General features: G+C 47.7%; 6 protein-coding genes and 2 rRNA genes. All 8 read right to left on the bottom strand.

Annotated elements, in window-relative coordinates; all coding sequences use genetic code 11:
• Nucleotides 1-19: 19 nt before the first annotated feature.
• The 8 genes from CEF21_RS01630 to CEF21_RS01595 all read right to left on the bottom strand — a co-directional run bounded on the left by CEF21_RS01630 (nt 20) and on the right by CEF21_RS01595 (nt 13,325).
• Nucleotides 20-2,947 (bottom strand): 23S ribosomal RNA (locus tag CEF21_RS01630).
• Nucleotides 2,948-3,189: 242 nt separating this feature from the next.
• Nucleotides 3,190-4,728 (bottom strand): 16S ribosomal RNA (locus CEF21_RS01625).
• Together the 16S and 23S rRNA genes form the textbook arrangement of a ribosomal RNA operon.
• Before the next feature lie 231 nt (nt 4,729-4,959).
• On the bottom strand, nt 4,960-6,027 hold the full coding sequence (locus CEF21_RS01620; RefSeq protein ID WP_123913121.1) for an HD-GYP domain-containing protein: 1,068 nt from the start codon (nt 6,025-6,027) through the stop codon (nt 4,960-4,962).
• 102 nt (nt 6,028-6,129) lie between these two features.
• Nucleotides 6,130-8,622: a DNA gyrase subunit A gene (gene gyrA, locus CEF21_RS01615; RefSeq protein WP_123913120.1), complete on the bottom strand. Its 2,493-nt coding sequence runs from the start codon at nt 8,620-8,622 to the stop codon at nt 6,130-6,132.
• Between the two features lie 245 nt (nt 8,623-8,867).
• Nucleotides 8,868-10,244, bottom strand: coding sequence for a copper amine oxidase (locus CEF21_RS01610; RefSeq protein ID WP_123919899.1), 1,377 nt, complete (start codon nt 10,242-10,244; stop codon nt 8,868-8,870).
• 134 nt (nt 10,245-10,378) lie between these two features.
• On the bottom strand, nt 10,379-11,200 hold the full coding sequence (locus tag CEF21_RS01605; RefSeq protein WP_123913119.1) for a carbohydrate ABC transporter permease: 822 nt from the start codon (nt 11,198-11,200) through the stop codon (nt 10,379-10,381).
• Entirely contained in the window at nt 11,200-12,063 is an 864-nt protein-coding gene (locus tag CEF21_RS01600) for a carbohydrate ABC transporter permease (RefSeq protein WP_123913118.1), read from the bottom strand. The genes CEF21_RS01605 and CEF21_RS01600 overlap by 1 nt, the downstream gene beginning before the upstream one ends.
• Nucleotides 12,064-12,089: 26 nt before the next feature.
• Nucleotides 12,090-13,325, bottom strand: a complete 1,236-nt coding sequence (locus tag CEF21_RS01595; RefSeq protein ID WP_123913117.1) for an ABC transporter substrate-binding protein — start codon at nt 13,323-13,325, stop codon at nt 12,090-12,092.
• Between the last annotated feature and the right edge of the window lie 25 nt (nt 13,326-13,350).

Here is a 13,350-nt window from a genome sequence, read left to right as displayed (position 1 = left end):
GGGAAGCCTTACTTGAATAAAGGTTAAGTCCTCGACCGATTAGTATTCGTCAGCTGCACGTGTCGCCACGCTTCCACCTCGAACCTATCAACCTGATCATCTTTCAGGGGTCTTACTCAAATGATGGGAAATCTCATCTTGAGGGGGGCTTCATGCTTAGATGCTTTCAGCACTTATCCCGTCCGCACATAGCTACCCAGCGATGCCTTTGGCAAGACAACTGGTACACCAGCGGTGCGTCCATCCCGGTCCTCTCGTACTAAGGACAGCTCCTCTCAAATTTCCTGCGCCCGCGACGGATAGGGACCGAACTGTCTCACGACGTTCTGAACCCAGCTCGCGTACCGCTTTAATGGGCGAACAGCCCAACCCTTGGGACCGACTACAGCCCCAGGATGCGATGAGCCGACATCGAGGTGCCAAACCTCCCCGTCGATGTGGACTCTTGGGGGAGATAAGCCTGTTATCCCCGGGGTAGCTTTTATCCGTTGAGCGATGGCCCTTCCATGCGGAACCACCGGATCACTAAGCCCGACTTTCGTCCCTGCTCGACTTGTAGGTCTCGCAGTCAAGCTCCCTTGTGCCTTTACACTCTGCGAATGATTTCCAACCATTCTGAGGGAACCTTTGGGCGCCTCCGTTACATTTTAGGAGGCGACCGCCCCAGTCAAACTGCCCGCCTGACACTGTCTCCCGGCCCGATCAGGGCCGCGGGTTAGAAGTTCAACACAGCCAGGGTAGTATCCCACCGATGCCTCCACCGAAGCTGGCGCTCCGGTTTCCAAGGCTCCTACCTATCCTGTACAAGCTGTGCCAAAATTCAATATCAGGCTGCAGTAAAGCTCCACGGGGTCTTTCCGTCCTGTCGCGGGTAACCTGCATCTTCACAGGTACTATAATTTCACCGAGTCTCTCGTTGAGACAGTGCCCAGATCGTTACGCCTTTCGTGCGGGTCGGAACTTACCCGACAAGGAATTTCGCTACCTTAGGACCGTTATAGTTACGGCCGCCGTTTACTGGGGCTTCAATTCAAAGCTTCGCTTGCGCTAACCTCTCCTCTTAACCTTCCAGCACCGGGCAGGCGTCAGCCCCTATACTTCGCCTTGCGGCTTCGCAGAGACCTGTGTTTTTGCTAAACAGTCGCCTGGGCCTATTCACTGCGGCTCTTCAAGGCTATTCACCCTAAAGAGCACCCCTTCTCCCGAAGTTACGGGGTCATTTTGCCGAGTTCCTTAACGAGAGTTCTCTCGATCACCTTAGGATTCTCTCCTCGCCTACCTGTGTCGGTTTGCGGTACGGGCACCATTTTCCTCGCTAGAAGCTTTTCTAGGCAGTGTGGAATCAGGAACTTCGGTACTTCATTTCCCTCGCCATCACAGCTCAGCCTTAACCAAGGGACGGATTTGCCTATCCCTTGAGCCTACCTGCTTGGACGCGCATATCCAACAGCGCGCTTACCCTATCCTCCTGCGTCCCTCCATTGCTCAAACGGAAAAGAGGTGGTACAGGAATCTCAACCTGTTGTCCATCGCCTACGCCTTTCGGCCTCGGCTTAGGTCCCGACTAACCCTGAGCGGACGAGCCTTCCTCAGGAAACCTTAGGCATTCGGTGGAGGGGATTCTCACCCCTCTTTCGCTACTCATACCGGCATTCTCACTTCTAAGCGCTCCACCAGTCCTTCCGGTCTGGCTTCACAGCCCTTAGAACGCTCTCCTACCACTGTTCTGAAAGAACAGTCCACAGCTTCGGTGATCCGTTTAGCCCCGGTACATTTTCGGCGCAGGGTCACTCGACCAGTGAGCTATTACGCACTCTTTAAATGGTGGCTGCTTCTAAGCCAACATCCTGGTTGTCTAAGCAACCCCACATCCTTTTCCACTTAACGGATACTTGGGGACCTTAGCTGGTGGTCTGGGCTGTTTCCCTTTTGACTACGGATCTTATCACTCGCAGTCTGACTCCCATAGATAAGTCTTTGGCATTCGGAGTTTGACTGAATTCGGTAACCCGATGAGGGCCCCTAGTCCAATCAGTGCTCTACCTCCAAGACTCTTGCTATGAGGCTAGCCCTAAAGCTATTTCGGAGAGAACCAGCTATCTCCAGGTTCGATTGGAATTTCTCCGCTACCCACACCTCATCCCCGCACTTTTCAACGTGCGTGGGTTCGGGCCTCCATTCAGTGTTACCTGAACTTCACCCTGGACATGGGTAGATCACCTGGTTTCGGGTCTACGACCACGTACTCATTCGCCCTATTCAGACTCGCTTTCGCTGCGGCTCCGTCTCTTCAACTTAACCTTGCACGTAATCGTAACTCGCCGGTTCATTCTACAAAAGGCACGCCATCACCCGTTAACGGGCTCTGACTACTTGTAGGCACACGGTTTCAGGATCTGTTTCACTCCCCTTCCGGGGTGCTTTTCACCTTTCCCTCACGGTACTGGTTCACTATCGGTCACTAGGGAGTATTTAGCCTTGGGAGATGGTCCTCCCGGATTCCGACGGGATTTCTCGTGTCCCGCCGTACTCAGGATCCACTCAGGAGGGAACGAAGTTTCGATTACAGGGCTGTTACCTTCTCTGGCGGGCCTTTCCAGACCGCTTCGCCTACCCCGTTCCTTTGTAACTCCGTGTTGAGTGTCCTACAACCCCAGAAGGCAAGCCTTCTGGTTTGGGCTGATCCCGTTTCGCTCGCCGCTACTCAGGGAATCGCATTTGCTTTCTCTTCCTCCGGGTACTTAGATGTTTCAGTTCCCCGGGTATGCCTTCCAGACTCTATGTATTCAAGTCAGGATGCTGCTCCATTACGAGCAGCGGGTTTCCCCATTCGGAAATCTCCGGATCAACGCTTACTTACAGCTCCCCGAAGCATATCGGTGTTCGTACCGTCCTTCATCGGCTCCTAGTGCCAAGGCATCCACCGTGCGCCCTTTCTAACTTAACCTGATAACGGAGTTATCTTCGTTAGAAGCTGAAAACAGATGTCTTCAGACTTTTCATTTCATTCTGCGATAGACGCAGAAGAAAATCGTAAGGTTCTTTCTTACTCGTGTGAATGTTTGACATTCATATCGTTATCTAGTTTTCAAAGAACAAGTTAAGAGAGAATGATCTCTCAAAACTAAACAAATTCGAAGTGCGTCCGTTAATCGCTGCACCGCATGGGTGCTGATAATTCTTCCTTAGAAAGGAGGTGATCCAGCCGCACCTTCCGATACGGCTACCTTGTTACGACTTCACCCCAATCATCTGCCCCACCTTAGGCGGCTGGCTCCCTTACGGGTTACCCCACCGACTTCGGGTGTTGCAAACTCTCGTGGTGTGACGGGCGGTGTGTACAAGGCCCGGGAACGTATTCACCGCGGCATGCTGATCCGCGATTACTAGCGATTCCGGCTTCATGCAGGCGAGTTGCAGCCTGCAATCCGAACTGAGAATGGTTTTATGGGATTCGCTGAACCTCGCGGTTTCGCTGCCCTTTGTACCATCCATTGTAGCACGTGTGTAGCCCAGGTCATAAGGGGCATGATGATTTGACGTCATCCCCACCTTCCTCCGGTTTGTCACCGGCAGTCACCTTAGAGTGCCCAACTGAATGCTGGCAACTAAGATCAAGGGTTGCGCTCGTTGCGGGACTTAACCCAACATCTCACGACACGAGCTGACGACAACCATGCACCACCTGTCACTCTGTCCCCCGAAGGGGAACCTTCTATCTCTAGAAGTGGCAGAGGATGTCAAGACCTGGTAAGGTTCTTCGCGTTGCTTCGAATTAAACCACATGCTCCACCGCTTGTGCGGGCCCCCGTCAATTCCTTTGAGTTTCAGTCTTGCGACCGTACTCCCCAGGCGGAGTGCTTAATGCGTTAGCTGCAGCACTAAAGGGCGGAAACCCTCTAACACTTAGCACTCATCGTTTACGGCGTGGACTACCAGGGTATCTAATCCTGTTCGCTCCCCACGCTTTCGCGCCTCAGCGTCAGTTACAGACCAGAGAGTCGCCTTCGCCACTGGTGTTCCTCCACATCTCTACGCATTTCACCGCTACACGTGGAATTCCACTCTCCTCTTCTGCACTCAAGTCCTCCAGTTTCCAATGACCCTCCCCGGTTGAGCCGGGGGCTTTCACATCAGACTTAAAAGACCGCCTGCGCGCGCTTTACGCCCAATAATTCCGGACAACGCTTGCCACCTACGTATTACCGCGGCTGCTGGCACGTAGTTAGCCGTGGCTTTCTGGTTAGGTACCGTCAAGGCGCGGGCAGTGACTCCCGCACTTGTTCTTCCCTAACAACAGAGCTTTACGATCCGAAAACCTTCATCACTCACGCGGCGTTGCTCCGTCAGACTTTCGTCCATTGCGGAAGATTCCCTACTGCTGCCTCCCGTAGGAGTCTGGGCCGTGTCTCAGTCCCAGTGTGGCCGATCACCCTCTCAGGTCGGCTACGCATCGTCGCCTTGGTGAGCCATTACCTCACCAACTAGCTAATGCGCCGCGGGCCCATCTGTAAGTGACAGCATAACCGTCTTTCAATTCCGAACCATGCGGTTCGAAAGGTTATCCGGTATTAGCTCCGGTTTCCCGGAGTTATCCCAGTCTTACAGGCAGGTTGCCCACGTGTTACTCACCCGTCCGCCGCTGATCTCCGAAGAGATCCGCTCGACTTGCATGTATTAGGCACGCCGCCAGCGTTCGTCCTGAGCCAGGATCAAACTCTCCAAAAAGTAGTTTGACTAGCTCTTGTTTGTTGCTCTAGAATTAACGTTGGCACTTCGATTTGTTTAGTTTTCAAAGAACTTTTTTGCTGTGTTTTCTTGTTGCTCCCGAAGGAACTATCTTAATATACCACCGCAGGCAATACTGGGTCAAGGTTTTTTTAAAACTTTTTTAATATCTTTTGTTTTATTTAGAAAATCCGCTAAATGAACAGAAAAGAGCCGGCATAAACCAGCTCTTTATAGAGTTTCTACTATATAAAGATCCATGCGTCTTTCAAGCTGAATCATCTCTCCCGATTCCAGGCTGACAATCGGTCTGACCGGTTTTTGAGAATCTGTGAAAATCACTTCTCCTATTTCCCCGTTCGAGATCCTTACCCGGGAGCCGTGAAGGATACGGACGAGCAGCTTTGAAAGGACATTTACAGCGGTAAGATCAAATTTTCCAAAACTATCATGTTTGATTTCTTCAAAAACTTTAAAGGGTGAAAGTCCTTCCCGGTATGGCCTTGGGCAAATCATGGCCATGAACGTATCAGCAAGCGCTACAATTTTCCCGTACGGATGAAGCTGGTCCCCCTTTACCCCCAGCGGATACCCGCTCCCGTCCATTCTTTCATGATGCTGAAGCACGCCTACTTTAACTCCCTCTTTTATCGTTGCGATGTCTTTAATCATTTTGTAGCTGCTAATGGAATGCTGTTTAATTTCAGCGAATTCCCGATCCGTAAGAGCCAGCTTTTTAAGAAGAACAGATGACTGAATTTTTGACATGCCGCAATCGCTTAAAACACCAGCCAGGGCGATCTGATTCATTTCTCCGCTTGGAAAATTCAGTTCTTTCGCCATGTAATAGCTCATGATCGAGACAGCAAGGCAGTGCTGCACAATGTATTCTTCCCCTGAATAATAGACCGGGATTTTCAGAATTTCCTTCGGCTCATCTTTAAATAAATCAGCGAGCGGCAAAACAATTTCGCGAACCTTCGGGATATCAATTGCCACCCCTGATTGCCATGCATGAAAATTCCGGCGGAAAAGCTCCGTACTCTTCCTGAAGGCAGCAAAGAAATCCGTTGGAACGCTTTCATTTACCTCAGAAGAAATGCGGTAGCCCGGCTGAAATGCATCTCCATTCGTTAAATAAGGCTGAACGTCAACCTCTTTAACAAGAAAAGCCCGGAGAACACCAAGCATCTCTTCATCCATAACCGTTTCTTTCCGCATTAATGGCTCTTTCGATTTCCCTTTTATATCCTCTGCCAGGATACAGCCTTCGATAATTTGCTCTAATCCTGTACGCACGTTCGAAACACCCCCTGTCTTAATGAGTCATTTGTCCTATATATTCTTTTTATCGGCAAAAAAAGGGACAACCTTTAACGGTTGTCCCTTTTTTTGCTATTTTTATTCAGCAGAAGATTCAGGATCGTTTTGTCCCTCTTCAATCATTTGTTCCTCTGTTTCCGGTTCCTCTTTTTCAACAAGAGCAACCGTTGAAACATGGTGATTCTCATTGAGTCTGATTAAGCGGACACCTTGTGTGTTCCGTCCCATCGTGGAAATGTCGTTGACATCCATTCTGATAAGAACTCCGTTTGCCGTAATAAGCATCAGGTCTTCTTCTCCTGACGATGCTTTAAAGGCTACGACAGAACCGTTTTTCTCCGTGATGTTGCACGTTTTGAGTCCTTTACCGCCGCGGCTTTGAATTCGGTACTCCTCAGCAGGAGTTCTTTTTCCAAATCCGTTGCGTGTCACAATCAGAATATCTGTGTTTTCTTCCAAAATTTCCATGCCGACCACTTCATCGCCGCTGCTCAAATTGATCCCCTTCACTCCAGTAGCGGTTCTTCCCATTTGACGCACGTCTGTTTCAGGGAAGCGAATCATCATCCCGTTTTTCGTTCCGATGATGATGTCCTTGGAGCCGTCTGTAAGCCGGACAGAAATCAATTCATCTTCCTCGCGGAGTCCAAGGGCGATTAAGCCGTTGGTACGGATGTTCGCAAACTGGGAAAGCGGAGTCCTTTTGGAGATTCCTTCTTTCGTTGTGAAGAAGAGATACCAGTCATCCACGAATTCCGAAACAGGAATGATGGCTTTTACCCATTCATCGCGTTCCACTCCAAGGAGGTTGACGATCGGAAGTCCTTTTGCCGTGCGGCCGTATTCAGGAACCTCGTATCCTTTTGTACGGTACACTTTCCCTTTGTTTGTAAAGTAAAGGATGGTGTCGTGGGTAGACGTTGTCAGAAGCTGGTCTACAAAGTCATCTTCATTCGTTCCCATCCCCTGAATGCCTCTTCCTCCGCGTTTCTGGCTGCGGTAGGTTGAGATAGGGAGACGTTTAATGTATCCGTTATGCGTTAGCGTCAGAACAATATTTTCGACTGGGATTAAATCTTCGTCTTCAAATACTTCTGCTCCTCCCGCAATAATTTCTGTACGGCGCACATCATTGAAACGCTCCTTTATTTCAAGCAGCTCTTCTCTGATGATTTCAAGAACTTTTTCCTCATCAGCGAGGATGGCTTTCAGCTCGGCAATAAGCTGAACAAGCCCCTGGTATTCTTCTTCAATTTTTTCGCGTTCCAGACCAGTCAGACGCTGCAGACGCATGTCAAGGATAGCCTGAGCCTGTTTTTCGCTGAGAGAAAACTGCTCCATCAATCCTGTGCGGGCAATGTCCGTTGTCTGTGATCCGCGGATCAGCGCAATGACTGCATCCAAGTGATCCAGTGCAATACGCAGACCTTCTAAAATATGGGCGCGTGCTTCAGCTTTCCTTAATTCGAATGCTGTACGGCGCTTAATGACAACCTTCTGATGCTCCAGATAGTGTTCCAGGAACTGCTTAAGGTTCAATACCTGAGGCTGGCCGTTTGCAAGAGCAAGCATATTGATCCCGAAGCTTGTCTGCAGAGCCGTCTGTTTATAGAGATTATTTAAAAGAACATTCGCATTGGCGTCTTTCCGGACTTCGATGACAATCCTCATTCCGTTCCGGTCGGATTCATCACGGAGATCAGAGATGCCTTCTATCTTTTTATCGCGGACAAGGTCAGCGATTTTTTCAATTAATCTTGCTTTATTGACCTGATAAGGAAGCTCGTGAACAAGAATGACCTGTTTACCGGACGGCTTCTCTTCAATCTCAACTTTCGCACGGACAATAATGGAGCCTCTGCCCGTTTCGTATGCTTTGCGGATCCCGCTTCGCCCAAGAATCTGGCCGGCAGTCGGGAAGTCCGGACCAGGAATGATTTCCATTAGGTCGGCGATCGTGATTTCCGGATTTTTGCTGACTGCAAGAACCCCGTCAATTACCTCACCCAGCTGATGAGGAGGAATATTGGTCGCCATTCCGACTGCAATTCCCGCTGCCCCGTTCACAAGGAGATTCGGGAATCTTGCAGGAAGAACGACTGGCTCTTTTTCGGAACCATCGTAGTTATCTTGATAGTCAATTGTATCTTTATTAATATCCCGGAGGATTTCCATTGAAATTTTAGACATGCGCGCTTCTGTATAACGCATCGCAGCAGCTGCATCGCCGTCCACTGAACCGAAGTTGCCGTGTCCGTCAACAAGCATGTACCGGAAGTTGAAGTCCTGCGCCATCCTGACCATTGTGTCGTAAACAGCGGAATCACCATGCGGGTGATACTTACCGATTACTTCACCGACGATACGGGCAGACTTTTTGAATGGCTTATCGCTCGTCATGCCGAGATCATTCATCGCATACAAAATTCTGCGGTGCACCGGTTTCAATCCGTCGCGGACATCAGGAAGGGCACGTGATACGATGACACTCATCGCATAATCCAGGAAAGAAGAACGCATCTCCTGGCTAATATTTATTTCTTTCACTTGAGGTGTTTTATCTTCAGCCATGTTTAAACCTCCCCAGAACTTTAGTTTGGGAGTTAGAAAAAACTATCTCCGTTTATATGAAAATCATTTCAAAGATTTATGTAGTTTGAAATCAGGCCATATTCTCCATTATATCAATAATCCCTTTATATTACACGTCTATTGGCGAAAAACTCCTCTCTTTGTGAATTTTTGATCAAAATTTTTTCACAAAAAAGAACCTCCAGCTATAAACTGGAGGCTTCTCTCTAAAAAACCGATTTCCATTAGTTCAGTCTTCTTTTGCGGACGATTGTTGCGATAGCAGCAAGGGCAAGGATGAAACCGGACACACTCATCCAAATCAATGAAGAATTTCCTGTTTCAGAGGTTCCGCCCATTCCTGTTTTCGGCATTTCCGTTGGCATTTTGCCCATAAACTTATCAGGATATTGATCTACAATGGCACCTGAGACGCCAAGACCTACCCCGAACATATGGTTGTATGCCTCATGAATGCTGTCATAGGCCATATCATAATCTTTTTCATTGTAGCTGTTAAAAGCATTCAGCAGCTGATCAATGTGCACTTCCAAGCCTTTTTCCAGATCAGCGGCTTTCAATCGGCCTTCCGTTGCTGTATCCAGGAATTTTGCCTGTTCTGCACGATACTCATCCAGTTCCTTTAACGCCATTTCTTTTGCTTTTTCATCTTTTGCACCAGTAGCTTTTACATAGTCTACAAGGTAGCCAATGTGGCTGTTCCAGATTTTTTTATACTGCTCTCCGCCTTCTTTTCCGTATACGGATGCAACAGAAGCTGACAGATCATTTGTATTTTCGTTAAGGGCCGCAGCAGCCTCGTCAAAATCTTCTGTCCCGTCAATCCCTTTTTGCATCGCCAGGGCTGCTAGAGCTGCATGCTCAGAGAACAGATAGTTTAAATCCGCTCTTAGATTGGCTGCAGGGGTATCAACAGATTTCCCCTCGAATTTGTCAGGGAACTGATCTGTGATGGCCCAGGAAAGAGCTTTTCCTACCCCATACATGTGTTTAATGGATTCTCTTACTGTGCTGTAGGTTGTATCATAGTCTTTCTCTGTATAGCTGTCGAATGCTGTAATTAGTTCATTCACATGCATTTTCAGGCCTTCTTCAAGATCTTTCGCTTTCAGGCGGCCGCCTGTTGCTTTATCTAAAAATTGGGCTTGTTCAGAACGGTATTCATCTAGCTCTTTCTTCGCTTGCATTTTGCCGTCTTCATCTTTTGCAGCGGTTGCTTTCACATAATCTACGAAGTAGCCGATGTGGCTGCCCCAGATTTCCTTGAATGCATTGCCTGCTTCTTCCCCGTAAACAGAACCGACTGCGGCTGATAGAGCCTCCGTATTTTCATTGAGCTGAGCAGCTGCCGCATCGAAATCTTCTTTTCCATCAATGCCTTTTTGCATAGCTACGACTGCAAGGTATGCATGCTCTGATAGAATGGCGTCAAGATTAGCCCGCAGGTCGATCGCAGGGTTAGAAACCTCGGCTGACATCTTCATATTACCGGAATGATTCATGGAATGCCCTTCATGACCTGCAGCGGAAGCAACACCTGCTCCTGGCACTAGTAGAGCAACACTTAGCGGTACGGCCATCCATGTTCGTTTCATTTTCATTTGAATGTTCATTTTCATCTCTCCTCTATCGTTTTATTTACTAAGTAAACGGAGAGGGATGAAAAATGGATCACAGCTTTCGAACATTTTTCTTCAGGATGCTTTCTGAAAGATAGCCGTCCGAAAAAACAGCCCTATTTAATGGCCCCTTTTGTAACCCCGCTGATAATCCATTTCTGGGCAATGATATACACGAGGATCATCGGGGCAAGCGCCATTAAATAAGATGAAAATGCCAGATTATAGTCCGTGCTGAACTGGCCCTGGAAGACAAATTGAACGAGCGGCAGAGTGGAAAGCTCCCGGTCGCTGATGATGACAAGCGGAAGCATAAAGTCATTCCAGGCCCATAGAGTGGTCAGAATGCCGACTGTAGCATTCATCGGCATGAGCAGCGGGAATATGACTTTCCAAAAAACGACCCATGTACTTGCTCCATCCACAATGGCCGCTTCCTCAAGCTCTGCGGGGATGGATTTAATATAGCCGACATATAAAAAGACATTAAAGGCTAACCCGTATACCACATAAAGAAAAATCAGCCCAACCAGGTTATCGAGATTCCACTGTGCCGTCTGCTTAACAATCGGCAGCATGATAATCGGGAACGGGATGAACATCGCGCTCACCAGATAATAGAAAACAAATTTATAAAACTTTTTATGCATATTCCGGGCGATTGCATAGGCAACCATCGAGTTTGTTAATAGAGTCAGAACGACGACAAAAATGGTAATAAACAGGCTGTTTCCCATTGCCTGAAAAAAATTAGTCAATTCAATGGCTTGGGCATAATTTGAAAAGTCCCAATGCTCCGGCAGCGCCAGAAGCGATTTGCCCATCTCGTCTGGTTTCTTAAAGGAAATGGTCACAGCCAGGTATAGCGGAAAAAGAATAAGCAGCGAGCCTGCAATCAGCAAGGCCGTAACAAGCCAGTTCGTTTTGCCTTTTTTCATTACAATTCCACCTCTCTTCTCTGAAGATAGCGCAGCTGTACGACAGATATAATGACAATGACCAAGAAATAGATCACAGCATTAGCAGACTGATAGGCAAATTCTCCGCCCTCAAATCCTCCCCGGAAAATCAGCAGGGAAATGGATTCGGTCGATGTTCCGGGACCGCCGCCTGTCATGGCGATAATATGGTCAAACACCATTAAAAAGTTTTTCATGGCGAGTACCATATTAATCGTGAAAAAGGGAGCAATCAGCGGAAAGGTAATGTTCCAGAATTTCTTCCACGTTCCCGCTCCGTCAATGCTTGCTGCTTCATACATATCTTCAGGAATGGTGACAAGACCCGCCAGGTAAAGAATGGTGTTAAATGCAACAGCCTGCCAGACGGATACGGTAAGAATTCCAATCCAGGCAGCATCCGGTTTTCCCAGTATGTTTTCGGCAAGCGCATTGATGCCAAGCGCCTGAGCGATATCCGGAATAAAAAACGTAAAGATGAAGTTGAAAATATAACCGACAATTAGAATACTGAGGATATTCGGCAAAAAATAGACGGCTCTCAGTGTTTTGGAAAACTTAATTCTCGTATTCAAACCGATCGCAATTACTAAACTGAAGACATTGACCAAAATGGTCGCAATAATCGCAAATTTGAATGTAAATCCGTAGGCTTGAAGGGCGCGTTCATCCTGAAACACGTTAAAGTAGTTTTTCAAACCGACAAAATCCCACTCTCCATAGCCTTTATAATTTGTAAAGCTGTAATAGATTCCCTGAAGCGCCGGATATGTATGGAAAATGAAAAACAGAATCAGTGCCGGAATCGTCATGAGCATAAAAGCCCGTTGTCTTTTTTTCATCCTCTGGTCCCCCTATTCTGGCCATGTTAGTAGCGATTTTGGACTTTATCCCACTCCCGGTCCATTTTGCGCAAAAAGATTTCTTTGTTTTTATTAATGAGAAATTCCTGAATGATTCCTTCGGCTCTCATTGCCCTTGGATAGGAATGATCCGGAAATCCTGTCAGGCGCTCATTTTTAAAGGCTTCCTGGATCCCATCCATAACGGGATCTTCCTGAATGACATCCTTCAGTGCGGAGAACGCTTTTTGTTCATCGATATACCGCTTGGATTGCTCTTTTTCCAGCATAAAGGATAAAAATTTCTTCGCTTCTTCCGGATGCTGGATGTCCTTGTTCATGGTCAGGAGGACATCGACACCTGATACCATGTTGTTCTTTTCAGGCTGGTTGGTGACAGGGAGGGGGAATACGCCGAGCTCGATTTCCGGATTCATTTTCTGAAGCTCGGGAATGGCCCAGTTTCCCTGGAGATAAAAGACTCCGTCTCCGTTGGCAAACGCTTTGTTTCCATCCGCATAGCCGTATCCATAATTGTTTTTATGCCCGTATTTCAGCAGGGTCAGCATTTTTTCTGCAACCTCTGAATAATTGTCTGCAAAGCTTGCTTCCCCGTCGCGTCTTTTCTCGGCAAAGTTTTCGCCCTGCAGATTTCCTGCCACAGAGTTCCAAGGAATCATCCCTGTCCACGCATCTTTAAGCGTAAAGTAAATCGGGACATCTCCTTCTTGTTTCACCTGTTTCAGCTGATTAATGAATTCATCCCAAGTTTCAGGCGCTGTAAATCCATATTTTTTAAATTTCGCTTTATTATAAATAACAATATTGGCATTCGTTGCGTAAGGAATGCCGTATGTACCGCTCTGCTCATTCGAAAGCGTATTGATCATCTCCACATAGGAAGGCTTAACAGATTTGAGAAGCTCCGTTTTGGAAAAATCATAAAAAATCCCGGCATTGGCCAATTCTCCATAAGATCCATTGCCGCCGATTGCAAGCAAATCCGGCATATCCTCTTTCACAAGACGCGTTTTCAAGACCGTATCCGCTTCAGGAGGGGCATTCAGCTGAATATCAATTTCCGGATTCTTTTCTTCAAATTCTGCAATGAGCCCTTCAAAGGTTTTGACATTTTCCGCTTTATTGGAAAACAGCTCTAGCTTAATCTTGCCATCAGCTGATGATTGGTCAGCCTGGCAGCCAGCCAGCATCACGATTCCGAAAAGCAGGCATAAACGAACCGCAGACCGCTTTCTAAACATATGGAAGACTCCCCCTTCGTATGGT

Origin of the sequence: Bacillus sp. FJAT-42376, from assembly GCF_003816055.1 — a bacterium.
Lineage (GTDB): Bacteria > Bacillota > Bacilli > Bacillales > Bacillaceae > Metabacillus_B.
The sequence above is the reverse complement of the archived record's forward strand: the minus strand, read 5'-3'. Positions and strand labels throughout refer to the sequence as shown.